Raw genomic sequence first — 26,207 nt, forward strand, 5'->3', positions numbered from 1 at the left:
CCGCAGGCGGCTATCCGCCTTCGGGCGAGGCGGCGATCGTCAGCGTCAGGGAACTGCGGAAAGGCGCCGGCGCTTCTTCATCGGTCATGAACGAGACGACCGCCTCGTCGTTCTCGCCGGCCGGCGGCAGCGCATGCGTGGCGTAATCGAACGACCGCCCCTGGGCGAGCCCCTTGCGAAACGCTTCGGAGGCAAGCTCCCCGCGCAGCATCTTGCGCGGATCGAGCGAGGCGAATTGCCGCTTCCATAGCGGCGTCAGCGCCAGCACCGCCGCCATGCGCGTCAGCTGGCGGTCATCGGGCATCGCCAACGGCGAGAGCAGCGTCACCCTGAGATTGGCGATCGCGCAGTTCTGCTGCTCGACCACGACTGTCGTGCCATCCCCGAAATCGACCAGATCGCGTACCACCGGCTCGCCGCTGTCGGGATCCCGCCAGGAAGAGACCAGTACCCGGGGCTTTTCCCGCAGCGCCTCAAGCTCCTGCCGCGACGAGACGGTCTCCACCGCGCAATCGCCGGTCGCCGCCTTTGACGGCACGCCCGGCCCCGCTCCATCCGGGCCCGATGCGGTGGGCGCCGCGAAGTGGAGTGCCGCTCCGGCTCCCACCAATGCCAAGGCGCCCAGCGCCAGCCACTTTGCCATGATGCGCGCCTACAGCGGCTTTGAGTTCGGCACGATTTCCAGGTGCCAGCAGGTGTTGGACTTCGCGGTCTCGTCGATGAATGTCTGGATATAGCCGTCCTTCTTCAATTGCACGAAGGCATTGGTCAGTTTCTCCAAGCTGAAAGTGGAACCCGCCGCCTTCCTGGTGCTGTTCAATCCTATGTCGAAGACGTTCAGCCTGCCGTAGCCGGCGATGGTCGCGACATGGCGAGAGACCTGGCGGCCCTTGCCGAGCTGCTCCTCGATCTTCAGGCGCATCAGGTCGATGACCTGGCTCTCCGGCTTGTCACGGTTATCCTTGAAAACCTTGAGAACTTCGTCCCCGGTCGGACCGTAGAGGTTGAACTGGTTGGCAAGGTTGGACTTCGCATTGCCGTACATGATCCGTGCCTGGTCGGCCGGCAGGCGCAGCGTGCTGGTAATCACCGCCGCATTCATCTTCGCCATCGCCAATGCCTTGACGACGACGGCGATGCTGTAGGGGCTGACGAGCTGCAACTTCTTGTCGACATTGCCATAGGTGACGGAGATCGCGCCGGACGCGGACGGCGTGCCGGCGGAAGCGGTGGGAGCAGCCGCCGGCCCGGTTTGCGTCTCCGACTGCGCGACCAGCGCGGTGATCGTCTTGCCGCCGGGGTCGATCCGGCCATCGGGATGGGGAAATTTCATCACTTGCGACTGGAAAGCCTCGATAGCCGCCAGCATCGCATCGTCGACACTTGCGTTCGCCGCGAGCGCGGGCTTTCCCGTGTTCTTGAGAAAAGTGTTGAGCAATTGACGGACGGTTTTCACATCCCCCGGCAGGTTGACCCCGTTCCTCCCGACCGACTTGGAAATCGCTATCGCCATGGCCGACTCGTTCCTCTCAAGTATCGAGCCAGTCTGGACCACGCGAAGCGCGGGCACAATGCGCCGCGGCGGGCACGAGTTCAGCCTTTATTCGATCGGCAAGCGCGATGTTCAATCCATATGCTTGAGACCGACCCGCAGGTAATCCCAGCCGGTAACCAGCGTCAGCCCCGCTGCTCCCCACAGAGTGGTCAGTCCCACCGTATGTGGAATGTTGATCGGCAGGCTGCCGATCGTGATGTTCCACCAGGGCATTGCCGCGCCCAGGATCAAGGCGCCCAGCGAAACCAGCTGGAAGGTCGTCTTCCACTTGGCCAGCTTGCTGACCGGCACCGAGACCTGAAGCCCGCCCAGGAATTCGCGCAGGCCTGAAACGGCGATCTCCCGCACCAGGATGACGAGCCCGGCGATCACATGCATGTCGCCCACGTAGGGCCCGGTAAGAATGCCCTGCGCCGTCAGCACCAGGATCACCGCGGCAACCATGATCTTGTCCGCGATCGGATCCAGGAAAATGCCGAGCCTGGAGACGGCGCCGCTCGAACGGGCGAGATAGCCGTCGAAATAGTCGGTTATCCCCATCAGGCAATAGAGCGCGAACGCCAGACCATAGCCGAATTCCCACTTCGGCCACCACAGCAGGAAAGCCAGCAGCGGAAGCGCGAGGATTCGCGAAAGGGTAAGTATATTCGGCAGGGTCAGCATGTCTTTGTGCCCCATAGCCTCGAAGCGAGCATGGAATAAAGTGCCGATCAGGGGTTGTGCGCCCCGCGCACCTCATTATGTGTCCGCGCAACGAGGGATGATGAGGCCAGCTGCAGTTCCGATATGACCACAGGGCCGACATGACCACGACGACCCATCTCATCCGGGCTCGACGCTTCCTTCCGCTGTTCGTCACCCAGTTGCTCGGCGCGTTCAACGATAACCTGTTCAAAAACGCGATGATTCTCTACGTGGTGTACGAGGTGTACCACTCCGAGGCGCAGGAAGCCCGCTTCAGCGCGCTGGCCTCCGCGATCTTCATCATCCCCTTCTTCCTGCTTTCCGCCCTGGCCGGGCAAATGGCCGACATGCGCGACAAGGCCCGGCTGATCCGGGTCATCAAGGCTTGCGAGATCGCCATCATGGTGGTGGGCGGTGCCGGTCTCGCGCTGGCCTGGCAGGGAATCGCGCTGCATGCGCTGGCGATTCCGCTGATGCTGCTGGCGCTTTTCGCGATGGGCGTCCATTCCACCTTCTTCGGCCCGATCAAGTACGCGATCCTGCCCCAGCACCTGAAGGAAGGGGAGGTTCTGGCGGGCACCGGCATGGTCGAGGCGGGCACTTACCTCGCGGTCCTGGCCGGCACCATCGTCGCGGGCTGGATCAGCGTCGAAGCCGCCGCGGTCGCCGTCGTCGCGGTTGCCGCCGTGGGCTTTCTTTCCGGCTGCAGGGTCCCTTCGGCCCCGCCCTTGTGCAAGCCCGAGCCGATCGACTTTCACGTGCTGCGCTCTTCGATCGCGCTGGTGCGCACGACCATGCGCGACCGCCGGGTCTACCTGGCCATCTGCGCGATCAGCTTCTTCTGGGCGATCGGCACCGTGCTGTTCATCCAGTTCCCGCCCCTCGCCAAGAACATCCTGATGGCCAGCAAGGAAGTGGCCAGCCTGTTCCTGGTGATCTTCTCGGTGGGCGTCGCGATCGGTTCGGTGGCGATCAACGCCCTGCTCAAGGGCACCGTTTCCGCCCGGTGGTCTCCGGTGTCGGTCATCGGCATGGGCGTGTTCCTGGTGGCGTTCCAGGAAGTCTGCTCGGTCTGGCCGCCCCATAGCGGACCCGAAGCGCTGATGGACGTTTCCACCTTCGTGGTCCAGTCGCTGGCGGTCCCGCTGATGCTGACGCTGCTCGGCATCGCCATCTGCGGCGGCATGTTCGTGGTGCCGCTTTACGCGTTCCTCACGACTTTCGTCGAAAAGTCCCAGACCGCGCGCACGATCGCGGCCAACAATATCGTCAATTCCGGGGCAATGGTGGTCGGCGCGCTGCTGACCGGGCTGATGACTTTCCTGGGCCTCAAAGTGGTTCAGCAACTGCTGATCGTGGCGCTCAGCTGCGGCGCTTCCGCCTGGCTCGGCTACCTGCTGTTCCGCGCCGAACGCGCGGCGGCCACGGCTTGAATACCGCTCAGGCGATAAAGATGCTCACCGCGACGAAGCTGGCGCAATAGGCGGCAAGAAAGCCGCGCCAATCGCCCCCGCTCGCCCACCAGCGCCGGGCAGCGCGCGCGTTCGCCTCCGCCTCCATGTCGATCCCCAGCGGCTGGGTGAAGACGTGCGGAGGCAGCGAGCGCCGAAACGGATGCCCGGCACCCTCCTGCGTGAGCACAAGCGCGCGACGTGTCATTCTCTTCATGATGCACGTCTTAAGGTTTTGTTTACCATTCTGCCAAGATGCTTGAACCGGCCATCCCAAAACGGGACGAGCCTGACTGGTGCGTGGCTTTCGGTGGATCGGTAAACGGCCGGTATCTCACGAAAAAGGCCGCCAACGGGCGGCCTTTCCAGTACTGTCCGGTGCTTGGATTCAGCCTTCGGGCTCGGCCTCGGACAAAGCCAGGATGTATTCCCATTCCCCGGGCGTGATGACGGCCACCGAAAGGCGCGAAAGCTTGACCAGTTCGATTTCGCCCAGCGCCGGGTCCGCCTTGATCTGCTTGAGCGTGACGGGATGGGAGAGCTTGCGGACCGGCTTCACCTTCACTGCGGCCCACTTGCCGTCGGGATCGGTCGGATCGGCCAATCCCGCCTGACTGATCGTGACCACGCCGACGATCTCCTTGCCGATGTTCGAATGATAGAAGAACGCCTCGTCGCCCACTTGCATCGCGCGCAGGTTCCCCGCGGCGCGATGGTTGCGCACCCCGTCCCAGGTCCCCTCGCCCTCGGCCACCAGATCGTCCCAGCCATAGGCGTCCGGTTCGGATTTCATCAGCCAGTAGCGCTTGGACATGCGTCGCCTTTCCATTTCGAGTATTGCCGATAGACCGTTACAGGCGCCGCATAACGATTCACCACGGATTGCACCATCATGGACCTTGCTGAAATCCCCGTCCTGAGCCTTGAGGCGGATCGCGACAGCTTGCCGGCGCTGGTCGGCGAGAGTTTCCGGACATTCGGGTTCGCGATGATCCGCGACCACGGGATCGAGCGCGACCTGATCGACCGGGCCTGGGAACTGACCCGGGAATTCTTCGCGCTGCCGATCGAAACCAAGATGAAGTACTTCCTGCCCGGCCAGGGCGGCGCGCGCGGCTACACCCCGTTCCGCACCGAAGTGGCCAAGGGCGCGACCGAGCGGGATCTCAAGGAATTCTGGCACGTCGGCCGCGACTTGCCCGAAGGCTCGCCGCTGGCGGCCACGATGCCGCCCAATCTCTGGCCCGACGAAATCGAGGGCTTCCGCGATACTTTCACCCGGATCTACGCGCAGTTCGACCAAGCCGGGGCGAAAGTGCTCTCGGCCATCGCCACCGACCTGGGGCTCGACCCCGGCTGGTTCGATCCGGCCATCGACGATGGAAACTCGGTGCTGCGCCTGCTGCACTATCCGCCAGTGGGCGAAAATGCCGGCGGCGCCATCCGCGCCGGCGCGCACGAGGACATCAACCTCATCACCCTGCTGCTCGGCGCGGAGGAAGCGGGGCTTGAACTGCTCGGCAAGAACGGGCGGTGGCTTTCGGTCGCTCCGCCGGAAGGCGCGATGGTGGTCAACATCGGCGACATGCTGCAACGGCTGACGAACCACGTGCTGCCTTCGACGACGCACCGGGTGCGCAACCCGTCCGGCGACCGCGCCACGCATAGCCGCTATTCCATGCCGTTCTTCCTGCACTTGCGCAGCGACTTCAGGTTCGTGACGCTGCCCCAATGCATCGATGCGGAAAACCCCGATCGCTACCCCGATGCGATTACCGCCGACGATTACCTGCAGGAACGGCTGCGGGAAATCGGCCTCATAGCCTGATCCGCAGGGGCCGGAGCATGCGGCTGGAACGGACGAAGCCCTCACGCAATCCGTACCAAGACATTAATTTTGGACTGGGCTAAGTTCCACTACTTAACGGAAATTTCAGAGTAATCGATTAGCGTCCGCGCCAGGGTTGCACGCCAAGGGGGACGTTCAGGTGAAGGCAGCAGTGGCCGGGTATGCTGGGGACTCGAGCGATACGGTCGACAGCGAACGGCAAGTCGATGTCGTTGCGCTCGGCATCGTTACCGCTGCGATCCTGCTGTTCGTGGCGACGGGAAGCATAGTCGGCCCCAAGGTGGTCGATTCGCTGCTGCACCGCGCGCCCGGCCCGGACAGTTTCATCCTCGATGCTTTCCTGCTCAATATCGCCATCATCATCTTCGGCTGGAGCCGCTACCGCCAGCTCTGCGAGGAAATCCAGCTGCGCAAGGCCGCCGAAAGGCAGGCGCGGCGCATGGCCGAAACCGACCCGCTCACCGGCTTCCTCAACCGCCGCAGCTTCAACGACAGCGTCAACAGGATGATCGCGGCGGCGACGGAAAATGGCCAGACCGCCGTCGCGATGATGATCGACCTCGACGATTTCAAACAAGTCAACGACTTCAACGGCCACAATACCGGCGATCTCCTGCTGCGCGAGTGCTCCCGGCGGATTGCCGCCAGCCTGCCCAAGTATGCCCTGATCGGCCGAATCGGCGGTGACGAATTCGCGGCGGCCTTCGTTTTCGACAGCGCCCGCGACGAAGCGATCGACCAGGTCGCCTCGACCCTGCTGGAAGCCATCGGCAAGAGCGCGCGGATCAATGCCATCGACATCAAGGTCACAGCCTCGATCGGCCTGGCGCGCTCCGATATCCCGCGTATCGACGACGAACCGTTGGATGCGCGCGCCCTGCTCGAAATGGCCGATATCGCCATGTACCACGCCAAGCGCCAGGGCCGGAACGGCTTCTACTGGTTCGAGGCGCAGATGGCCGACGAGATGCGCTTTCGCACCGAACTGGAACGCGGCATCCGCCAGGGCATCGCGCGCGGGGAGTTCGTGCCCTTCTACGAGCAGCAGATCGACCTGCAGACCGGCGAGCTGACGGGTTTCGAAATGCTGGCCCGCTGGAATTCGCCGTATTTCGGCATCGTCTCGCCCGAGATATTCATTCCCGTCGCCGAAAGCATCGGCGCCATTGCCGCCTTGTCCGAAAACGTGATCGCCCAGGCGCTGGAAGACGCCAAGACCTGGGACAGTCGCCTGACGCTGGCCGTCAACATCTCGCCGCTGCAACTGCGCGACCCGTGGTTCGCCCAGAAACTGCTGCGGCTCCTGATCGAAGCGAACTTTCCGCCGCACCGGCTCGAGATCGAGATCACCGAAAGCTGCCTGCACCAGAACGTCGCGCAAGCCCGCTCGCTGATCGCCAGCCTCAAGAACCAGGGGATCAAGGTTACGCTCGACGATTTCGGCACCGGCTACAGTTCGCTGGCGCAGTTGCGCAGCCTGCCCTTCGACGGCATCAAGATCGACCGCAGCTTCGTATCCAGCCTGGTCGAAAACAAGGACAGCGCCGCCATCGTCCATGCCATCGCCATGCTCGGCAAGGGACTGGACCTGCCGATCACCGCCGAGGGGATAGAAACCGGCGACGTCCTCGAACATCTTATGCAATATGGCCGGATCAAGGGACAAGGCTACTTCTACGGCCGTCCGCGCCCGGCCCGCGAACTGGCCGAATGGCTGGAATGCCCCGACCGGGAACCCGCGCCGAAATCGGGCATACCGGATATTTCGCCGCGCGACACGCCCCTTGTTCCCCCGGACGACCTGGCCGCACCCGAAAAAAAGCGCGCGCACCGCACCTGACGGGTGCCGCGATCCGCATCGCCTCTGGACCTGAAGCCCGCCAAGACCTAGATCGCGCGCCATGCGGATCGAGTTCACCAAGATGCACGGCCTGGGCAACGACTTCGTCGTGCTCGACGCGCGCGGCGCCAATCCCGGACAGGCCCTGCCTGCGGTCGATGCCACGTTCGCCGCCGCTCTCGCCGACCGCCATACCGGGATCGGCTGCGACCAGTTGATCCTGCTCGAACCATCCGACCTCGGTGACTTTCGCATGCGCATCTTCAATGCGGACGGCAGCGAAGTGGAAGCCTGCGGCAATGCCACCCGCGCGGTCGGGCTGCTCCACGGCGCCGCGGCGCGGATCGAGACGCTGGGCGGGCTGGTGATCGCAACGCCGACCGGCGGCGGCATCTCGGTCGAGATGGGCAAGCCGAGTTTCGATTGGAACGCCATCCCCCTCGCCTATGCGATGGATACCCACGCCATGCCGGTCGCCTGGGAAGAGCTGGTGAATCCCATCGCGGTCAATGTCGGCAATCCGCATGTGATCTTCTTTGTCGAGGATCCCCATGCCATCGACATGGCCCGCCTTGGCCCGCTGATCGAAACCGACCCCCTGTTTCCCGACCGCGTCAACGTCAACGTCGCCGCCGTAACCGCGCGCGATGCCATCACGCTGCGCGTGTGGGAACGCGGTGCCGGCCTCACCCGCGCCTGCGGCACGGGGGCCTGTGCCACGGCGATCGGCGCGATGAAGCGCGGGCTCGTCGACCGGCGCGTGACAGTCACTTTGCCCGGCGGCCCGCTGGCGATCGAATGGCGCGAGGACGGCGGGATCGTCATGACCGGGCCCGCGACGGAAAGTTTCCGGGGCAGCTTCGATCCGGCGCATTACGGGCTGGCCATTTGAGCGTCGAAGTCCACTCGCTCGGCTGCCGTCTCAATATCTCCGAGAGCGAGGCCTTGCGCGGCCTCCTGGGCGAGGCGCGGGATCTTGTCGTCATCAATTCCTGCGCGGTGACGTCCGAGGCGGTGCGCCAGACGCGCCAAGCCATCCGTCGTGCCCGCCGTGACCGGCCCGAGGCGCGCCTGATCGTAACCGGCTGCGCGGCGGAAGTCGAACGCGAGACGCTGGGGACGATGCCCGAAGTGGACGGCATCGTCCCCAACATCGCCAAGCTCGACCCGCGCGCCTGGAACGTTCCCGCATCGCCCGCCCCGCGCGAACGCCGCCGCTATACGCGCGGCTTCGTCCAAGTGCAGAACGGCTGCGATCATGCCTGCACTTTCTGCGTGATTCCGCAAGGGCGCGGCCCCAGCCGTTCGCGCTCTGTCGCCGAAGTGCTGGAAGACGTCGCCGTGCATCTGGACGCAGGTGTGAACGAGATCGTGCTCACCGGCGTCGACCTCACCTCCTGGGGCGCGGACCTGCCGGACGGCCCGCGCCTTGGCGCGCTGTGCGAGGCGATCCTGGGGCGCTTCCCAGCGCTGCCGCGCCTGCGCCTGTCATCGATCGACGGCGCCGAAGTGGACGATGCCCTGTTCGATCTGATCGCCGGAGAGACGCGGGTCATGCCGCATGTCCACCTTTCGCTGCAGCATGGGCACGACCTGATCCTCAAGCGGATGAAGCGTCGCCACAGCCGAACCGATGCCCTCTCGCTGGTCGAGCGGCTACGCGCGCGCCGGCCCGGGATCGCCATCGGTGCCGACCTTATCGCCGGTTTCCCGACCGAGGACGAGCCGGCCCACCGGGAAAACCTTTCGATCGTGGATGCGCTGGAGATCGTCCACGGCCACGTCTTCCCCTATTCGGCGCGCGCCGGCACGCCCGCCGCGCGCATGCCCCGGCTTGATGCCGCTACCATCAAGGCACGCGCCGTCGAGCTGCGGGCACGAGTCGCCCGGGTCCGGGAAAGCTGGCTTGCCGGCCAAGTGGGCAAGCCGCTATGGGTGCTTGCCGAAAAAGGCGGCACCGGCCATGCGGAGAACTTCGCGCCGGTGCGCCTGCCCGCCGGCACGCAGCCCGGTTCGCTGATCCGCGTCACGCCCGCGAGGATAGTCGAAGGAATACTGGAAGCATGAGTACCGACGGCTCGCCGTCCAGCAACCAAGCTGCCGGGATCGCGGGCAGCGAGTGGTCCGATCGTCTGTTCGGGGGGTTCCGCAAGACTTCCGAGCGACTGACCGAGAACCTGGCCGGCATCGTCGGCAAGACCCGGCTTGACGAAACGCAGCTCGACGATCTCGAAGATGCGCTGATTATGTCGGATCTTGGCCCACGCGCGGCCGCCCGCATCCGCGCGCGCCTGGCCGAGGAGCGCTTCGAGCGCGATGCCGACGAGCGCGCGATCATGGAAGTGGTCGCCCGCGAGATCGCCGAGATCCTGCGCCCCGTCGCCAAGCCGCTGGACATCGTGGCTTTCCCGCGCCCGCAAGTGATCCTGGTCATCGGCGTCAATGGCTCGGGCAAGACCACGACGATCGCCAAGCTCGCGCACTTGTTCCAGGAACAGGACTATTCGGTCATGCTCGCGGCCGGCGACACATTCCGCGCCGCCGCGATCGGCCAGCTCGCCGTCTGGGCGGACCGGCTCGGAATTTCCATCGTCAAGGGCCCGGAGGGCGGCGATCCCGCCTCGGTGGTGTTCGACGCGGTCAAGGCGGCCACCGAACAGGGGATCGACGCGCTGATCGTCGATACCGCCGGGCGCCTGCAGAACAAGCGCGAACTGATGGACGAACTTGCCAAGATCCACCGCGTGCTCGGCCGCCTCAACCCGGCCGCGCCTCACGACGTGGTGCTCGTGCTCGATGCCACCAATGGCCAGAACGCGCTCTCGCAGATCGAGATATTCAAGGAAGTGGCGGGCGTTTCCGGCCTGATAATGACCAAGCTTGACGGCACAGCGCGCGGCGGCGTGCTCGTCGCGGCGGCCGAGCAGTACGGCCTTCCCATTCACGCCATCGGCGTCGGCGAGAAGATCGACGACTTGCGCCCCTTCAACCCGGACCTCCTGGCCCGCGTCATCGCGGGAATTGCATGATGGGCACCGAAACCTTGAAGTCCGATCTCCCCCGTCCCGAACGGCCCAAAAGCTCCTGGTTCAACCTGGTCGTCGATTTCGGCCCGCTGCTGGTCTTCTTCCTTGCCTACCGGTATTTTTCGCCGGCCGGCGATAACGGCGGCATCGGCACCGTCACCGCCGTCATCAAGGGCACCTTCGCCTTCATGGGCGCGACCGTGATCGCCCTGATCGTCTCGAAATGGCGGCTGGGTCACGTTTCACCGATGCTGTGGCTGACGACGATCCTGATCCTCGGCTTCGGCGCGCTGACAGTGGTGTTCCATGATGCCTTCTGGATCCAGATCAAGCCCACGGCGGTCTACCTGATGTTCGCGGGCGTCCTGTTCGTCGGCCTGTTTCGCGGCAAACCGATGCTGAGGATCCTGCTCCAATCCGCCTTCGAAGGGCTCGACGAGGAAGGCTGGTTCAAGCTTTCGCGCAACTGGGCCTGGTTCTTCCTGTTCCTGGCCGCCCTCAACACGGTGCTGGTCTTCACTGTCAGCTTCGACACCTGGCTCCAGGCCAAGCTCTGGGGCTTCACCGTGCTCTCGTTCCTGTTCACCTTCTCGCAGCTGCCGATGGTCCTGAAACACGGCATGGGCGAGCAGGCGAAGGAGGAATTCATAGAGACGCCGCCGACCGATTGAACGGGGTCTCTTGGAAACCCCATGCGAGACTCACCCCCTTGCGAGCCGCCGAAGGCGGCGCGGCAATCCAGGGGCGGTTCGTGCTGCCCTGGATTGCTTCGCGGGCTCGCAAGGGAAAGCCGGTGAGTTCTTATCAATGCAGGTTAGTATCAGCTGTTCAGTGACGCCAGCACGTTCACCGTCAGCGCCAGGATACCCAGGTTGAAAGCAAACGCGAAAAGGCCGTGAAAGGTCGAGACGCGCCGCATCGATGTCTTGGTGATCGCGATGTCGGCGGTCTGGCAAGTCATGCCGATCACGAAGGCGAAATTGACGAAGTCCGAGAAGTCGGGCGTGCAATTTCCCGGAAATTCCAGCCCCTCATGGTCGGACCCATTGGCGCCCGAATAATAGAGGCGCGCGTAGTGGAACGCGAGAATGAGGTTGGTGAAAGTCCAACTGGCCAGCAAGGTACAGAGCAGCAGGGCAATTCCATCCGGGCCGAGCTGGTTCTTCTCGCGGATGAGCAGGGTGAGCGCCACCAGCACCGCCGTGCTAATCAACCCCGTCAGCAACAGCAGCAGGACCTGGCCGGCGTCGTCGCGCTGCGCCTGCCGGCGGATCACGTCGGCATCGCCGCAACGCCACAGCGGCACGCAGGACAGGATAAACGCGAACACGGCCAGGTCGAACGCCGCGACAAGCGCCCGCGTGGTCGGCAGCACCATGCCAAGCGCCGGGCCCGAAACGGCAAGCACGGCCAGGAACAGCATGTAGCGCGGATGCTTCAATCTGCCCGACACTTGCGCCCTCCCCATGCGGTGCGACGATCCGTCTGTCCTACCTCACCCAGTCCTTCTCCGGAATGCCCAGCAGGCGCAGCACGCTCGTCAGGTCTCCCCGATCGATCCAGCCGTTCGCGGCGGCGCGCGCCTTGGGCTTGGCGTGATAGGCGATGCCGTAAGTCGCCGCTTCCAGCATCGGGATATCGTTGGCGCCATCGCCGGTGGCAAGACTTGTGGCCCCCTCGCCCACGGCGGCGATCTCGGCAAGCAGGGTCGCCTTCTTCACCGACGAATCGACGATCGCCCCGACGAGCCCGCCGGTAAGCCGGCCGTCCGCCACCTCCAGGCGATTGCCCACCACATGTTCGAAACCCAGCTGCGCCGCCACCGGATCGGCGAAGTGGTGAAAACCGCCGGTCACCAGCACCGTGCGGCACCCCAGTTTCTTGAGCGTATCCACCAGCACTTTCGCTCCCGGCATCGGGCGGATACGGGTGGCGAGGCATTCGTCGATGGCATCGGTCGAAAGACCGGCAAGCAACCCGACGCGTTCGCGCAGCGCCTGCTCGAAATCGAGCTCGCCCAGCATCGCCCGCTCGGTAATCGCCGCGATCCGGTCCTTGAGCCCGGCGAAGTCGGCCAGTTCGTCGATGCATTCCTGGCCGATCATGGTCGAATCCATGTCGGAGATGAACACGCGCGGAAGTATCGGCTCCTCCGTGCAGACCAGGCCGTCGGTAGGCGCCAAATGCGCGTCGAGCCCGGCGCGCAGCGCCGCCGCGTCATCGTCGGGCGAGGCGATCTGCATGGTCTGGCCGCAGAAATCGAGCATCGCCGCCGAGGCGATCCGCACGCCCGCCTGCTCCATCCGCGCCTTCGCGGCTTCGAGTCTTGCCGAAAGATGGTCCGGTTCTGCTATCAGCCGGGCGATGAGCACTACGAATTCCCTTGATGCGCCATACGATGTCGAAGCCGGAGATCGGCCGCCGCTGGCGCTCATCGCAGGGCCGACCGCCAGCGGCAAGAGCGATTGCGCCGTCGCGCTGGGACAGGAACTGGAACGCCGGGGGCGCCGCGCCGTCATCGTCAACGCCGACAGCGCGCAGGTCTACGCCGACCTGACCATCCTCAGCGCGCGTCCCACCACCGAGGAGATGGGCGGTATCGAACATCGCCTGTTCGGCGCCTGGGACGGTGCGCGCAGCTGTTCCGCCGCCGACTGGGCCCGCGCCGCGCGCGAGACGATCGCGCGGATCCATGCCGAACGCGCGGTTCCGATCCTGGTCGGCGGCACCGGCCTTTATATCCGCACCCTGCTGGACGGCATCGCCCCGGTTCCGCAAATCGACCCCCTGGTGCGCGAGGAAGTTCGCGCCCTGCCGGTGGAACAGGCCTACACGGCGCTGCGGACAGAGGATCCCGAACGCGCCGCAAGGCTCGCGCCGGCCGATGCCGCACGCATCGCGCGCGCGCTCGAAGTGGTACGCTCGACCGGCCGGCCCATCGCGCATTGGCAGGCCATGACCGGCGGAGGCATCGGCGAGACCGTCGCTCTCTACCCGGCGATCCTGCTGCCCGAGCGCCAGCAGCTCTATGCGCGCTGCGACCTGCGTTTCGCCCGCATGATCGAGCGCGGCGCACTTGCCGAAGTCGAGATGCTGCTGGCGCGCGGCCTCGATCCCGACTTGCCGGTGATGCGGGCGATCGGCGTGCCCGAACTTGCAGGAATCCTGGCCGGCTCATGGCCGCTGGGCGAGGCCATCGCCCGCGGATCGCAGGCGACGCGCAATTACGCCAAGCGGCAATATACCTGGCTGCGCCACCAGCCGCCCGAGGATTGGGCTCGCATCGAGTTTCAAAATTTCGACATACGTCACACTAGCGATATTTTATTTCATAATTTTGGGTTGACGTAATACATCTGTTTCCTTAGAGGCAGCAATCACCTGCTAATGGAAGTAACGCAGGGAGGAGAGGATGACCCGGCACGGCGATTGTCGTGTCGGGTCGGTTTCATTAGAGAGCGCCCGGCACTCCGAAACACTTGTTTCCGGAGGCGTTCCCTCTATGGAGGCGCGTTTTCGGATACGATCCGTGGCTCCGGGTCGGAGATCGATTCGAAAAGGCCGAGTGGAAAAAAGGAATGTGTTGTGAGTGAAGAGCGCAGCGGCGCGAACATCCTGGTCGAAAGCCTGGTCAAGCAGGGGGTCGAGTTCGTATTCGGCTATCCTGGCGGCGCCGTGCTGCCGATCTACGATGCCCTCTTCGGCGACGAACGCATCCGCCACATCCTTGTCCGCCACGAAGCCGGCGCCGCCCATGCCGCCGAAGGCTATGCGCGCTCCACCGGCAAGCCGGGCGTCGTGCTCGTCACTTCGGGCCCGGGCGCGACCAACGCGGTGACCGGCATTGCCGATGCCTTCATGGATTCGATTCCACTCGTCGTCATCACCGGCCAGGTGCCGACTGCCCTGATCGGTTCGGACGCGTTCCAGGAAGCCGATACCGTCGGCATCTCCCGCCACTGCACCAAGCACAATTACCTCGTGAAGGATCCGGCCGACCTGGCCGGCATCATCGACGAGGCGTTCCAGATCGCCACCACCGGTCGTCCCGGCCCGGTGCTGATCGACATTCCCAAGGACGTGCAGATCGCCACCGCCATCTGGAATGACGGGCCGGCCCAGCGACGCCAGCGCTATGCCCCGCGTACCCAGGGCGCGAGCGCCGAGATCGAGCAGGCCGTTGCGCTGATCGCCGCGGCGAAGACGCCCATCCTCTACACCGGCGGCGGCGTCATCAATTCCGGCCCGCGGGCGACGCAGCTGCTGCGGGAACTCCAGGCGAAGACCGGTGCGCCGGTCACCTCGACGCTGATGGGCCTGGGCGCGTTTCCGGCCGACAGCGCCGACTGGCTGGGCATGCTGGGCATGCACGGCACTTACGAAGCCAACATGGCGATGAACCAGGCGGACCTGATCGTCTGCGTCGGCGCGCGCTTCGACGATCGCGTGACCGGCCGCCTCGATGCCTTCGCCCCGAATTCGAAGAAGATCCACATCGATATCGACCGCTCGTCGATCAACAAGACGGTTCCCGTCGACCTGCCGATCGTGGGCGACTGCGCGCAAGTGCTCGAACAAATCCTCGATCTCTGGGGCACCCGCAAGGGACGCGACCTGACCGAATGGAAAGCCCGCATCGACGGCTGGCGCGAGAAGAAGAGCCTCTCGTTCCCCGCCAACGCCAATGCGATCATGCCGCAGCTGGCGATCCAGCGTCTGTTCGCGCTGACGAAGGACCAGGATCCGATCATCTCTACCGAGGTTGGCCAGCACCAGATGTGGGCGGCGCAGCATTTCCACTTCTTCGGGCCGAACAAATGGCTGACCTCGGGCGGCCTGGGCACGATGGGATACGGCCTGCCCGCCGCGATCGGCGCGCAGTGCGGCAACCCGGACAGTCTCGTCATCGATATCGCCGGCGATGCCTCCATCCAGATGAACATCCAGGAGATGGGCACCGCCACGCAGTACCGCCTACCCGTGAAGGTCTTCATCCTCAACAACGAGTGGATGGGAATGGTCCGCCAGTGGCAGGAACTGACTTACGAGAGCCGCTATTCGAACTCCTATTCGGACAGCCTGCCCGACTTCGTGAAGCTGGCCGAGGCCTATGGCTGGAAGGGCATCCGGATCGAGAACGAAAGCGAGCTGGACGCCGGCATCCAGGCGATGATCGACCATCCCGGGCCGGTCATCGTCGACTGCCTGGTCGCCAAGGAATCAAACTGCTTTCCGATGATTCCCTCGGGCGCCGCGCATACGGAAATGATCCTCTACGGCGATGCCGTCGCCGGAACCATGGATGATGAGGCCAAGGCGCTCGTCTGAGCCCGGCCCGCCAAGGACACAACCAGATGATGCACATCAAGCAAGAGGCCGAGGAGCGGCACGTCCTGACCGTGACGGTCGACAATGAGGCCGGCATCCTCGCCAAGATCGCAGGCCTGTTCACCGCGCGCGGCTACAACATCGACAGCCTTACAGTGGCCGACATCACCGAGAACCACGCGGTGAGCCGGATCACCATTGTCACCCATGGCCCGCCGAGCCAGATCGACCAGATCCACGCCCAGCTGGAACGGCTGGTTCCGGTGCACAAGGTCGTCGACCTCACCGAAGTTGGCCCCTACGTGCAGCGCGAACTGGCGCTCATCAAGGTGGCCGGCGTCGGTGAACGGCGTGTGGAGGCGCTGCGCGTCGCCGACGTGTTTCGCGCCAAGACGGTCGACACCACGACCTCCAGCTTCATCTTCGAGCTGACCGGCGCACCCGACAAGATCGACACCTTCGTCGCCATCATGCGCGAACTGGGTCTCGTCGAGGTCGGCCGCACCGGCGTCGTCGGCATGATCCGGGGGGCCGAGGAAGCGTGAACTCTCAGTTTGCGTCGTCCCGGATCTGATCCGGGGCCGCTGGCCGCCAGCGCCGACGCAATTTCGACAGCGATCCCGGTTTTCGCCGGGATGACGGAAGGAAAGAAAGATGAAAGTCTATTACGACGCCGATTGCGACATCAACCTCATCACGGACAAGAAGATCGCCGTGCTCGGCTACGGCAGCCAGGGCCATGCCCATGCCCAGAACCTGCGTGACAGCGGCGTCAAGGAAGTCGCCATCGCGCTGCGTGAAGGCTCGGCCACGGCCAAGAAGGCCGAAGGCGCCGGCTTCAAGGTGCTGTCGAACGCGGAAGCGGCGAAGTGGGCCGACATCCTGATGATCCTGGCCCCCGACGAGCACCAGGCCGCGATCTATGCCGACGATCTTCATGCCAACCTGAAGCCCGGCGCCGCGATCGCCTTCGCCCATGGCCTGAACGTCCACTTCGGCCTGATCGAACCGCGCGCCGACATCGACGTCATCATGATCGCCCCCAAGGGTCCGGGTCACACCGTGCGCAGCGAATACCAGCGCGGCGGCGGCGTGCCCTGCCTCGTCGCGATCCACCAGGACGTGACCGGCAATGCCCATGATGTCGCGCTTGCCTATGCCTCCGGCGTCGGTGGAGGACGTTCGGGCATCATCGAGACCAACTTCCGCGAGGAATGCGAGACCGATCTGTTCGGCGAGCAGGCCGTGCTCTGCGGCGGCACCACCGCGCTGATCCAGGCCGGCTTCGAAACGCTGGTCGAGGCCGGTTACGCGCCGGAAATGGCCTATTTCGAATGCCTTCACGAACTGAAGCTGATCGTCGACCTGCTTTATGAAGGCGGTATCGCCAACATGCGCTACTCGATCTCGAACACCGCCGAATACGGCGACATCACTGTCGGCCCGCGCATTATCACCGAAGAGACCAAGAAGGAAATGAAGCGCGTCCTCGCCGACATCCAGTCCGGCCGCTTCGTCAAGGCTTTCGTGATGGACAATCGCGCCGGCCAGCCCGAACTCAAGGCCGCCCGCAAGGCTGCTCTGCGTCACCCGATCGAGGAGACCGGCGCCAAGCTGCGCGCGATGATGCCCTGGATCGCGGCGAACCAGCTCGTCGACAAGTCGAAGAACTGAACCGCCAGAAAGGATCGCGCGAGCAGCCTTGCTTCGCGCGGCCTTTGGGAACAAAATCCCGTCCGTGTCGTTCGAACGGGAACGACACGGACGGGAGGATTTCTGATGAACCGCTTGCTGGGCGCCGCTTGCGTCTTTCCTCCGGCGCTGGCGTTCGCCGCTGCCTTCGCGCTTTCCACACCGCTGCCGGCCCAGGTCTCCGAAGGCGAGCCGGCACCGGCCCCACCCGTCGCGACACCCGGCCAGCCCGATCCCTCGTTGGTGAGCGGCGGCCACTACATCGCGGATCCGCACCATACGCTGGTCGAATGGAGCGTCGATCACCTCGGCTTCTCCCCATATTTCGGCCTGTTCGGCGACATAACCGGCACGCTTGACGTCGACCCCAGCCGCCCGGAACAGGCGCGGGTCGCCATGACCATCCCGGTTGCCCAGGTGACCGTCGCCAGTCCCGGTCTCAAGGAACATCTGCTCAAGCCCCCTGCGACGGAAGGCGGCAAGCCGGACTTCTTCGGCCCCTCGCCCAAGGATGCCCATTTCGTTTCGACGATGGTCAGGACTACCGGCGACGGGCGGGCCGAAATGGCAGGCAACCTCACGCTCAATGGGGTGACCAGGCCCGTCACGCTTCAAGTCCGTTTCCACGGCGCCGGCACGATGCCCCAGGCGATGGGAGGCGGAGAACTGGTCGGCTTCGAGGCCACGGGTACTCTCAAGCGCAGCGATTTCGGGCTGGACTTCTCGATCCCGTTGGTTTCCGATGCGGTCGATCTCAAGATCGCCGCCGCCTTCGTCAAGGACGCGGGTGGAAACGCCTCCGGAGGAAACTGACATGTCCGCAAGACGAACGGCAACATGGGCCGGGCTTCTCGCAGGCAGCCTGCTTGCCACAGCCGGTTGCGCGGCGGGGACGTCCGAACCCCAAGCCACACCGCCGCCGCCCGCATCGCAAGGGTGCGGGGCCGAGCAGCTAAGCGCCTACATCGGCCAGCCCGCCAGCGACGAAGTTCTCGCCCTGATCCGTCAGTGGCATGGCGACAAGCCGATCCGCGTCCTCAAGCCCGGGTCGGCGATGACGATGGATTACCGGCCCGAACGCCTCAATATCTACCTGGACGATGCGGGCACGATCAAGGAATTCAAGTGCAACTGATCCCCGCATGCGTCCGAAAAGCCGCCAAAATCGGCCTTTTCCCTTTACAACGCGTGCCCCGGACCCCATAGGCGCATGCATGACTCTCCGGCTTGGCCTTATTCTGCGACTTACCCGCCCTTGGGCGTGAGGTGACGCGTCGTCCAGTCGGCGCGCTCTGCGCTCAAGGGACTTGGAACGACGATACTTGAAGCGCAGAATTCCCGAGCGAGACCATATCATGACCATGCTGAAAGACCCTTCGGTCAAATACCGCCCTTTCCCGCAAGTGCAGTTGCGGGATCGCCAATGGCCGTCCAACGTCATCTCCAAGGCCCCGCGCTGGCTTTCCACCGACTTGCGCGATGGCAACCAGGCGCTGATCGATCCGATGGGGGCCGAGAAGAAGACCCGCTTCTTCGACCTGCTCGTCAAGGTCGGACTCAAGGAAATCGAAGTCGGCTTCCCCAGCGCAGGCGCGACCGAATTCGACTTCATCCGCGGCCTGGTGGATACCGGCCGCATCCCCGACGACGTGCTGGTCCAGGTGCTGACCCAGTCGCGCCAGGACCTGATCGAGCGCTCCTTCGAAAGCCTGGCCGGTGCGCACGCCGCCATCGTCCACCTCTACAATGCGGTTTCGCCGTTGTGGCGCCAGGTCGTCTTCGGCATGGAGCAATCCGAAGTGCGCCAGATCGCGGTGAACGGGGCGAAAGTCCTGCGTGACCAGGCGGCGAAGTATCCGCAGACCGAATGGCATTTCGAGTACAGCCCCGAGACGTTCTCGACCGCCGAACTCGATTTCTCGATCGAATGTTGCCAGGCGGTGATGGAAGTGCTCCAGCCGACGCCGGAGCGGCCGATCATTCTCAACCTGCCGGCAACGGTCGAAGCGGCAACGCCCAACATCTATGCCGACCAGATCGAGTATTTCTGTCGTAACCTGCCGAACCGCGAAAGCGCCGTCATCTCGCTGCACACCCACAACGATCGCGGCACCGGCGTGGCCGCAGCCGAACTGGGCCTGATGGCCGGCGCCGATCGCGTCGAGGGCTGCCTGTTCGGCAACGGCGAGCGCACGGGCAACTGCTGCCTGGTGACTATCGCCCTCAACATGTATACACAGGGCATTGATTCAAAACTGGATTTCTCTGACATCGACGAAGTCATCCAGACCGTTGAATATTGCAACCAGCTCAAGGTGCCGGAGCGCCATCCTTATGGCGGCGAACTGGTCTTCACCGCCTTTTCGGGCAGTCACCAGGACGCGATCAAGAAGGGCTTCGCCGCCCAGGAACAGCGCAACGACCAGCTCTGGGCCGTTCCCTACCTGCCGATCGACCCCGCGGACCTGGGCCGCAACTACGAAGCGGTGATCCGCGTCAATTCGCAGTCCGGCAAGGGCGGTTTCGCCTGGGTGATCGAACAGGACCAGGGCCTGAAGCTGCCCAAGCGGATGCAGGCGCATTTCTCCAAGCACGTGCAGAACCTGGCCGACGAACTGGGCCGCGAACTCTATGCCAACGATATCTGGGAGGTGTTCCGCAAGACCTACCGCCTGGACGAGCCCCAGCGCTTCCAGCTGATCGACTGGGACGAAGGGCGTGCGCCCGACGGCAGCCGCGTCTTTGCCGGCAAGATCGGCGTCGACGGGCAGGAACAGTCGGTTTCCGGACGCGGCAACGGCTTGATTTCCTCGGTCGTGGCGACGCTCGCCGGGACTTTCGGTGTGGAGCTTGAAGTGCGCGACTATGCCGAGCACTCGATGGGCCAAAGCTCTGACGCCCGCGCGGCCGCCTATGTCGAATGCATCACCGCCGAGGGCCGCACGATATGGGGCGTTGGCATCGACGAAGACGTCGCCACCGCCAGCGTGCGTGCGGTACTCAGCGCGGCGAACGCGGTCTAGGGCCGAGAAATGCCTCTGCCCGCGCCTTTCCGGTCCCTTCGCCTGCCGGTGATCGCCGCGCCGATGTTCATCGTCTCGGGCCCCGATCTGGTCATCGCGCAAGTCCGCGCGGGGATCGTCGGCAGCTTCCCGGCGCTCAACGCGCGACCCGCGAGCCAGCTCGACGAATGGCTGCACCGCATCACCGCAGCGACGCAAGGTTGCGATGCCCCCTTCGCGGTCAACCTGATCGTGCACCGAACCAATTCCCGGTTGCAGGAAGACCTCGCAACCCTGGAAAAGTGGAAAGTACCGCTCGTCATCACCTCGCTGGGCGCCAATACGGAAGTCAACGCCGCCGTGCATGGCTGGGGCGGCCTGGTGCTTCATGACGTCATCGACAACAGCTTCGCGCGCAAAGCCATCGAAAAGGGCGCCGACGGGCTCATCGCGGTGGCCGCCGGCGCCGGCGGCCATGCCGGTTCGCAGTCCCCCTTCGCGCTGATGCAGGAAATCCGCGCCTGGTTCGACGGGCCGGTGGCGCTGTCCGGCGCGATCGCCTGCGGTCGCTCGATCCTTGCCGCACAGGCCATGGGCGCCGACTTCGCTTATATCGGCACGCCCTGGATCGCCACGCCCGAAGCCAATGCGGTGGAACCCTACAAGCAGGCCATCGTTGACGGCAGCGCCGCAGACATCGTGTACTCCAACCTGTTCACGGGCGTGCACGGCAATTACCTGCGGCCCTCGATCGCGGCCGCCGGCATGGACCCGGACAACCTGCCCCATGGAGACAAGGGCCAGATGGACTTCGGTTCGGGCGGAAGCCTCGAAGCCAAGGCCTGGAAGGACATCTGGGGCTCCGGCCAGGGCATCGGGGCGATCCGGGCGATCGAACCGGTAGCCGATCGCGTGGCCGCGCTGCTGGCGCAGTACATGTCCGCCCAGGACGAACTGCTCGGCCGGATCGGCATGGCCACCCGCGTGGACTGAAACGCCGCGTCGCCCTGGACCGGTCCGGTCGCATCCCACAACGCCTCGGCCACGGCATCGAGATCGGAGAAGTCCGTGCCCGCACCCAGCGGGTCCCGGCGGTTGAGCACCAATCGGTGCCTGCGGCGATCGAACAGGAAACGACGCAGCGCGCGTTGCAGCAGGCCCAGGCGCATGCGCGCCTCCATGGCGGCGCCTTCCGGCGCGCGGGGCCGCATCCGGGCCCATGCCCCTTCGATCCGGCCCACTCGCTCGATCACGAGTGCGCTGTAATGCCAATGCGGGCCGCGATGCAGCGGCAATCCCAGGCGGATCGCCGCCTGCTCGTCGCAGGGCAGCAGAAGACCATTTTCGCGAAAGTCATCGAAGCGATGGCGCTTCTCGCCAAGCGCCGAGAACATGCGCGAAAACGAGGTGTTGCCCAGCAATTGCCGGGGCAGCAAGTGATGGCGTTGCAGGCCGGGGTCGAAATCGGGCCGCCCCCTGCGGTTGACCGCGCGAAAGGACAGATAGGACCGCAGTTCCCGTCCGCCAGTCAGGCCCGCTTGCGCCAGACCCAGACCAGGTTCCCCACTTGCGACGGCTCCGCGAGCAAGCCGCCCTCCCCGCCTTCGATCACTTGGGGTTCGGTCAACGGGCCCTGGCGCATCAGGTAGTCGACCACGCGGATGGCGAGCTTCACGGCCTCGGCCCGCGTTTCGCCCTCGCGGCCTTCCAGCCGAAGCTCCTGCCCGATGAAGTGCGACAGGCCGGCGCTGGCAATGCTCCCATCGTCGGCGGGAACCAACGCGGTGAGGCCCAGCGCGGGAAAGGCACCGCCGGACAACCAGTTGAATGCGGTCCGTGAAAAGTAGCGCGGCTCCATCACCGTGCGCGCCGGATACCAGGCCACCGCCGCCATCGGCAGGCGCAGCGCCAGGTTCGCCGCGAGGCTGACGAGCGTACGCACAACCGGCCGCAACCCCGCACCGGCAGCGATATGCCCCGACGGCACCAGTTCCACCGCTTCCAGTTCGTCCCCCGGAGGCGAGCCTTCGAATCCGTAGGCGTGCAGCGCCGCGTCGAACCGGGCAGGATCGGCCGGCGAGAGACCGCGAAGATCGAAAGTCAGTCCACTGACCAGGATTTCCGCCCAGCCTTCCGCCTCTGCCGGACGATGGCTGACACGGGCCGGAATGCCGGACTGGGGTGAATCCAGCAGATGCGCGATATCGTCCACCGTCGGGCGCCCGCCCGCGGCAAACAGCAGCGAGAGTCCGGCACGCCGCGCATCCTGCTCCTTGCTACCGGGCAGTTCGAATTTCTCCGCAATCGGTTGGACCGAAACGCGTATAGGCACGATTCCCGGGGTCGCGTCGAGTCCGTTTGCAGGGGCCGTGACCGCCGCGCCGCAAGCACTCAGAAGATTCCGAGCGAAAGCCCCTCCGCGAAGGCCATTCCCAATTCCCGGCATGCTTCCAGGGCGGGCCCGGGAACGATCTTTTCCGCGAGGATCTGCCCGGGGGTCTGCGCTCCGAGATTGACGACCAGCGGTTCGGCGATACGCCGCAAGCGCCAGCCGGTGACGATTCGGTCGATCTGTGCCTGCGCCCCATGGCCATCCGAACCCGCCGCGATCACGGTGGCGTATGGCCGACCCTCGATCCGGCCCAGCAGCGGATAATAGCAGCGGTCAAACATTTCCTTCATCAGTCCCGACATCGAGGCGAGGTTTTCCGGGCAGGCGAAGACATAGCCCCGCGCATCGAGCAGGTCCCGCGGGTCGGCATCGCCGGCCGCGATCAGCCGCGAGGCCCGGCCGGCGCCGCGATGGACCGCCTCGGCCATCGCCCGGGCGGCGCCGGTGCGGCTATGCCAGATGATCGCAAGCATCGCGTGGCTCTCCTCAGCTTACTTCGCGCCGCCCTTTCCGGCCCGCGCGAGGTAGTCTAACCGGATAGCCATGGCTTCGCGACCCGCTTCCGTTTTCGGCATCGACCGTTCGCTGACAGGCAAGGCCTGGCAATGGCGCGGCGGCAACATGGACCTGTCTGACGGTCCGGCGGGGCTGGAGGACGATATCGTCACCCAGCTCCTGCTTTCGCGCGGAGTCACGCGCGATGACCTGGAACGGCACCGCAAGCCATCGCTGCGCGCCTTCCTGCCCGATCCTTCCGAATTCCGCGACATGGATGCCGCCGCCGACCGTCTGGCCCAGGCGGTACTGACCAGCGAGACCGTCACCATCTACGGCGACTACGATGTGGACGGCGCAACCAGCGCCGCGCTCCTGATCCTGCTGCTGCGCCGCCTGGGGCAGGAGGCACGCTACTACATTCCCGATCGTCTGCTGGAGGGCTACGGCCCGTCCGGCGAGGCGCTGGTGCGGATCGCCGGCGGGGGATCGAGCCTGATCGTCACTGTCGATTGCGGCGCCATGGCCCACGAGGCGCTTGAAATGGCGCATGAAGCCGGGGTCGACGTGATCGTCGTGGACCATCACAAGTGCGCGCACGAACTGCCCCGCGCGGCGGCGCTGGTCAATCCCAACCGCCTGGATGAAAGTACGCTGGCCGCCGCGCACGGCCATCTCGCCGCCGTCGGCGTCGCCTTCCTGCTGGCGGTGGCGACCGTGCGCACGCTGCGCGGACGCGGCTATTTCAAGACCAGGGCCGAGCCGGACCTCTTCGCCCTGCTCGATCTTGTCGCGCTTGGCACCGTGGCCGACGTCGCCGCGCTCCATGGACTCAACCGCGCGCTCGTGGCGCAGGGACTCAAGGTCATGGCCCGGCGCGACAACGTCGGCATGTCGGCCCTCATCGACGCCAGCCGCCTGGGCCGCGCGCCGATCTGCAGCGACCTCGGCTTCGCCCTCGGCCCGCGCATCAATGCCGGGGGGCGCGTAGGCGAATCCACACTTGGCGTGCGCCTCCTGACAACCACCGATCCCGACGAGGCGCGCGAAATCGCCAGCCAGCTTTCGCGCCTCAACGAAGAGCGCCGCACCATCGAGCAGATGGTCCAGGAAGCGGCCGAGGCGCAGATCGATCGCCAGCACAACCGTGCAGTGCTCGTGCTCGCTGGCAGGGGCTGGCATCCGGGCGTCATCGGCATCGTCGCTGGCCGGATCAAGGAAAAGACCGGCAAACCGACGCTGGTCATAGCCCTCGACGCCGACGAGGCGGGGCATGGAAAGGGCTCCGGGCGGTCGATAACCGGCGTGGACCTGGGCGCGGCGATCATCGCCGCGCGCGAGGCGGGAATGCTTCTGGCGGGAGGCGGCCACGCCATGGCGGCCGGCCTGACGGTCGCGCCCGACAAGCTGGAGGCATTGGCGGAATGGCTCGATTCGCTGCTCGCCAACGACGTTTCGCGGGCGAGCGCCAACCAGGCCATGCTGCTCGACCTCGCGCTCGCGCCCGGCGGGCTGACGCCGAAACTGGTCGAGACGCTGGAAAGCGCCGGCCCTTTCGGCATGGGCTGGCCCGGACCGCGCCTGGCGGTGGGCCCAGTGCGGATCATCAAGGCCGACGTGGTCGGCGCCGATCACTTGCGGCTGATCGTCGGCGGCCCGGACAATGGTCGCTTCAAGGCCATGGCGTTCCGCGCGGCCGAAACCGAGATGGGTCAGACCCTGCTTCACGGCTCGCAGGGACGGCGCCTGTGGTTGGCCGGCCGCGCGAAGATCGACGACTGGGGCAACCGCCCGCAGGCCGAACTCCACCTCGATGACGCCGCTTTCGCCGACTGAAGACGGAGTGGATTTTATCTCTCACCAGGGGCTTGACCCCCCCGCGACCCGCCGCTAGAGGGCCGGTCCTGCCTTCCGGCACTGCACGGAACGGCCCCTTCGTCTAGCGGTCTAGGACGCGGCCCTTTCACGGCTGAAACACGGGTTCGATTCCCGTAGGGGTCACCAAGCAGCCTGTCCCGGCAGTCATAAAATGGCCTAACGGCCCCTTCGTCTAGCGGTCTAGGACGCGGCCCTCTCACGGCTGAAACACGGGTTCGATTCCCGTAGGGGTCACCAAAATCCTCTCCCAGAGGGTTTCAGGAGATGCCATAACCGGCTGATTTCTGGGGGTTTTCGTGGTACAGGTATCCCATACGGAGCGCTTGCGTTCCATCGGATACCACCACTTTGATGGTATATCTGATGGTAGCGCGGCCCTCCCCGATCAGGAGATACCATCATGGCCTCTTCGACCAGGCTTAGGGCAGGACTTACCGCTGTTGCGATCAAAAACGCCAAGGGCCGCGCAAAGCCCTATAAGCTCACCGACGGCGACGGGCTGTTCCTGTATGTCACCCCCAATGGCGGACGCTATTGGCGGATGAACTATCGCCACCTCGGCAAGCAAAAGACGCTGGCCTTTGGCGTCTATCCCGATACCAGCCTTGCGGAAGCTCGCGAGCAGCGCGACGCCGCCCGAAAGGTTCTGGCGCGCGGTGACGATCCGGGCGAGCAGATCAAGCTGGAAAAGGTCGCCGCCGCCGTCTCGGCGTCCAACAGCTTCAAGGCAGTGGCCGACGAATGGCTGGTGAAGGTCGAACGCGAAGGGCGGTCCGCCGTCACCATGAAGAAACTGCGCTGGCTGCTGGACTTCATCAACGGGACCATCGGCAAGCGCCCGATCGCTTCCATCTCCGCGCAAGAGCTTTTGGTCATGCTCCGCAAGATGGAGGGCAAGGGCCGCTATGATACCAAGGGCCTTAGTCTTTGACCCATGCCCATGCTCTGGTACCGATTGATGCGATGCGTTGTGGGTCATTGGCGATGAAATTCCAGGCCTGTTCGCATGCATCGA

The 26,207-nt window shown here is 65.0% G+C and carries 26 protein-coding genes, 2 tRNA genes and 1 pseudogene; 19 read left to right on the forward strand and 10 right to left on the reverse strand.

Annotation, left to right across the window (positions count from 1 at the left end; translation table 11 throughout):
- Positions 1 to 10: 10 nt before the first annotated feature.
- The 3 genes from BM052_RS16930 to pgsA all read right to left on the reverse strand — a co-directional run bounded on the left by BM052_RS16930 (position 11) and on the right by pgsA (position 2,218).
- Complete coding sequence (locus tag BM052_RS16930) at positions 11 to 643, reverse strand: hypothetical protein (RefSeq protein ID WP_091148797.1); 633 nt, start codon at positions 641 to 643, stop codon at positions 11 to 13.
- A 9-nt stretch (positions 644 to 652) separates the two neighbouring features.
- A complete protein-coding gene (locus BM052_RS16935) occupies positions 653 to 1,513 on the reverse strand; it encodes a hypothetical protein (protein ID WP_091148799.1) in 861 nt (286 codons plus the stop codon).
- A gap of 111 nt (positions 1,514 to 1,624) precedes the next feature.
- Entirely contained in the window at positions 1,625 to 2,218 is a 594-nt protein-coding gene (pgsA, locus tag BM052_RS16940; RefSeq protein WP_091148831.1) for a CDP-diacylglycerol--glycerol-3-phosphate 3-phosphatidyltransferase, read from the reverse strand.
- A gap of 140 nt (positions 2,219 to 2,358) precedes the next feature.
- Between pgsA and BM052_RS16945 the strand changes: the two genes are divergently transcribed.
- Positions 2,359 to 3,672, forward strand: coding sequence for an MFS transporter (locus tag BM052_RS16945; RefSeq protein ID WP_091148800.1), 1,314 nt, complete (start codon positions 2,359 to 2,361; stop codon positions 3,670 to 3,672).
- Positions 3,673 to 3,679: 7 nt separating this feature from the next.
- Here the strand turns inward: BM052_RS16945 and BM052_RS16950 are convergent, their stop codons facing one another.
- Positions 3,680 to 3,907, reverse strand: coding sequence for a hypothetical protein (locus BM052_RS16950; protein ID WP_091148802.1), 228 nt, complete (start codon positions 3,905 to 3,907; stop codon positions 3,680 to 3,682).
- A gap of 171 nt (positions 3,908 to 4,078) precedes the next feature.
- Positions 4,079 to 4,504, reverse strand: coding sequence for an EVE domain-containing protein (locus BM052_RS16955; protein WP_091148804.1), 426 nt, complete (start codon positions 4,502 to 4,504; stop codon positions 4,079 to 4,081).
- A gap of 78 nt (positions 4,505 to 4,582) precedes the next feature.
- On the opposite strand from BM052_RS16955, the gene BM052_RS16960 reads away from it, so the two are divergent.
- The 6 genes from BM052_RS16960 to BM052_RS16985 all read left to right on the forward strand — a co-directional run bounded on the left by BM052_RS16960 (position 4,583) and on the right by BM052_RS16985 (position 11,076).
- Positions 4,583 to 5,518 carry an isopenicillin N synthase family dioxygenase gene (locus BM052_RS16960; protein WP_091148806.1) on the forward strand — a complete coding sequence of 312 codons (936 nt, stop codon included), beginning with the start codon at positions 4,583 to 4,585 and terminating at the stop codon, positions 5,516 to 5,518.
- Between the two features lie 160 nt (positions 5,519 to 5,678).
- Positions 5,679 to 7,379 (forward strand): putative bifunctional diguanylate cyclase/phosphodiesterase, encoded by a 1,701-nt coding sequence (locus tag BM052_RS16965; protein ID WP_255406223.1) that lies wholly within the window; start codon positions 5,679 to 5,681, stop codon positions 7,377 to 7,379.
- Positions 7,380 to 7,440: 61 nt separating this feature from the next.
- On the forward strand, positions 7,441 to 8,271 hold the full coding sequence (dapF, locus tag BM052_RS16970; protein ID WP_091148808.1) for a diaminopimelate epimerase: 831 nt from the start codon (positions 7,441 to 7,443) through the stop codon (positions 8,269 to 8,271).
- A complete protein-coding gene (locus BM052_RS16975; protein ID WP_091148810.1) occupies positions 8,268 to 9,446 on the forward strand; it encodes a MiaB/RimO family radical SAM methylthiotransferase in 1,179 nt (392 codons plus the stop codon). The genes dapF and BM052_RS16975 overlap by 4 nt, the downstream gene beginning before the upstream one ends.
- Positions 9,443 to 10,408, forward strand: coding sequence for a signal recognition particle-docking protein FtsY (gene ftsY, locus BM052_RS16980; RefSeq protein ID WP_091148811.1), 966 nt, complete (start codon positions 9,443 to 9,445; stop codon positions 10,406 to 10,408). The genes BM052_RS16975 and ftsY overlap by 4 nt, the downstream gene beginning before the upstream one ends.
- Entirely contained in the window at positions 10,408 to 11,076 is a 669-nt protein-coding gene (locus tag BM052_RS16985; RefSeq protein ID WP_091148813.1) for an inner membrane-spanning protein YciB, read from the forward strand. Before ftsY ends, BM052_RS16985 begins: the two co-directional genes overlap by 1 nt.
- A 149-nt stretch (positions 11,077 to 11,225) precedes the next feature.
- Here the strand turns inward: BM052_RS16985 and BM052_RS16990 are convergent, their stop codons facing one another.
- Positions 11,226 to 11,858, reverse strand: coding sequence for a DUF1345 domain-containing protein (locus BM052_RS16990; RefSeq protein ID WP_255406224.1), 633 nt, complete (start codon positions 11,856 to 11,858; stop codon positions 11,226 to 11,228).
- A 37-nt stretch (positions 11,859 to 11,895) separates the two neighbouring features.
- Entirely contained in the window at positions 11,896 to 12,777 is an 882-nt protein-coding gene (gene serB / locus BM052_RS16995) for a phosphoserine phosphatase SerB (protein WP_091148835.1), read from the reverse strand.
- Here serB and miaA point away from each other — a divergent pair.
- The 8 genes from miaA to BM052_RS17035 all read left to right on the forward strand — a co-directional run bounded on the left by miaA (position 12,770) and on the right by BM052_RS17035 (position 21,420).
- Positions 12,770 to 13,756, forward strand: a complete 987-nt coding sequence (gene miaA, locus BM052_RS17000; RefSeq protein WP_091148816.1) for a tRNA (adenosine(37)-N6)-dimethylallyltransferase MiaA — start codon at positions 12,770 to 12,772, stop codon at positions 13,754 to 13,756. The genes serB and miaA overlap by 8 nt on opposite strands.
- A 234-nt stretch (positions 13,757 to 13,990) precedes the next feature.
- Positions 13,991 to 15,733 carry a biosynthetic-type acetolactate synthase large subunit gene (ilvB, locus tag BM052_RS17005; RefSeq protein ID WP_091148817.1) on the forward strand — a complete coding sequence of 581 codons (1,743 nt, stop codon included), beginning with the start codon at positions 13,991 to 13,993 and terminating at the stop codon, positions 15,731 to 15,733.
- Between the two features lie 26 nt (positions 15,734 to 15,759).
- Positions 15,760 to 16,278 carry an acetolactate synthase small subunit gene (ilvN, locus tag BM052_RS17010; protein WP_091148819.1) on the forward strand — a complete coding sequence of 173 codons (519 nt, stop codon included), beginning with the start codon at positions 15,760 to 15,762 and terminating at the stop codon, positions 16,276 to 16,278.
- A gap of 109 nt (positions 16,279 to 16,387) precedes the next feature.
- Positions 16,388 to 17,407 (forward strand): ketol-acid reductoisomerase, encoded by a 1,020-nt coding sequence (ilvC, locus tag BM052_RS17015; RefSeq protein WP_091148820.1) that lies wholly within the window; start codon positions 16,388 to 16,390, stop codon positions 17,405 to 17,407.
- A 105-nt stretch (positions 17,408 to 17,512) separates the two neighbouring features.
- A complete protein-coding gene (locus BM052_RS17020; protein WP_091148822.1) occupies positions 17,513 to 18,238 on the forward strand; it encodes a YceI family protein in 726 nt (241 codons plus the stop codon).
- A 1-nt stretch (position 18,239) separates the two neighbouring features.
- Positions 18,240 to 18,560 (forward strand): I78 family peptidase inhibitor, encoded by a 321-nt coding sequence (locus BM052_RS17025; RefSeq protein ID WP_091148823.1) that lies wholly within the window; start codon positions 18,240 to 18,242, stop codon positions 18,558 to 18,560.
- Between the two features lie 220 nt (positions 18,561 to 18,780).
- Entirely contained in the window at positions 18,781 to 20,448 is a 1,668-nt protein-coding gene (gene leuA, locus BM052_RS17030) for a 2-isopropylmalate synthase (protein ID WP_091148825.1), read from the forward strand.
- Positions 20,449 to 20,457: 9 nt separating this feature from the next.
- Positions 20,458 to 21,420: an NAD(P)H-dependent flavin oxidoreductase gene (locus BM052_RS17035; protein ID WP_091148826.1), complete on the forward strand. Its 963-nt coding sequence runs from the start codon at positions 20,458 to 20,460 to the stop codon at positions 21,418 to 21,420.
- Between the two features lie 239 nt (positions 21,421 to 21,659).
- Here the strand turns inward: BM052_RS17035 and BM052_RS20320 are convergent.
- The 3 genes and pseudogenes from BM052_RS20320 to BM052_RS17050 all read right to left on the reverse strand — a co-directional run.
- Positions 21,660 to 21,980, reverse strand: a pseudogene (locus tag BM052_RS20320) (AHH domain-containing protein); the annotation flags it as partial.
- A complete protein-coding gene (locus tag BM052_RS17045; RefSeq protein WP_255406225.1) occupies positions 21,956 to 22,759 on the reverse strand; it encodes a hypothetical protein in 804 nt (267 codons plus the stop codon). The gene BM052_RS17045 and the pseudogene BM052_RS20320, both read right to left, overlap by 25 nt.
- Positions 22,760 to 22,818: 59 nt before the next feature.
- Positions 22,819 to 23,292 carry a flavodoxin family protein gene (locus tag BM052_RS17050; RefSeq protein ID WP_255406226.1) on the reverse strand — a complete coding sequence of 158 codons (474 nt, stop codon included), beginning with the start codon at positions 23,290 to 23,292 and terminating at the stop codon, positions 22,819 to 22,821.
- A 70-nt stretch (positions 23,293 to 23,362) separates the two neighbouring features.
- Here BM052_RS17050 and recJ point away from each other — a divergent pair, with 70 nt between their 5' ends.
- From recJ to BM052_RS17070, 4 genes are all read left to right on the forward strand, one after another.
- Positions 23,363 to 25,150 (forward strand): single-stranded-DNA-specific exonuclease RecJ, encoded by a 1,788-nt coding sequence (gene recJ, locus BM052_RS17055; protein ID WP_091148827.1) that lies wholly within the window; start codon positions 23,363 to 23,365, stop codon positions 25,148 to 25,150.
- A gap of 92 nt (positions 25,151 to 25,242) precedes the next feature.
- Positions 25,243 to 25,318: transfer RNA gene (locus tag BM052_RS17060), tRNA-Glu, on the forward strand.
- 35 nt (positions 25,319 to 25,353) lie between these two features.
- Positions 25,354 to 25,429, forward strand: a tRNA-Glu gene (locus tag BM052_RS17065).
- A gap of 163 nt (positions 25,430 to 25,592) precedes the next feature.
- Positions 25,593 to 26,123 (forward strand): tyrosine-type recombinase/integrase, encoded by a 531-nt coding sequence (locus tag BM052_RS17070; RefSeq protein WP_255406227.1) that lies wholly within the window; start codon positions 25,593 to 25,595, stop codon positions 26,121 to 26,123.
- Positions 26,124 to 26,207: the final 84 nt, after the last annotated feature.

Source organism: Novosphingobium sp. CF614 (assembly GCF_900113255.1).
Taxonomy (GTDB): Bacteria; Pseudomonadota; Alphaproteobacteria; order Sphingomonadales; family Sphingomonadaceae; genus Novosphingobium.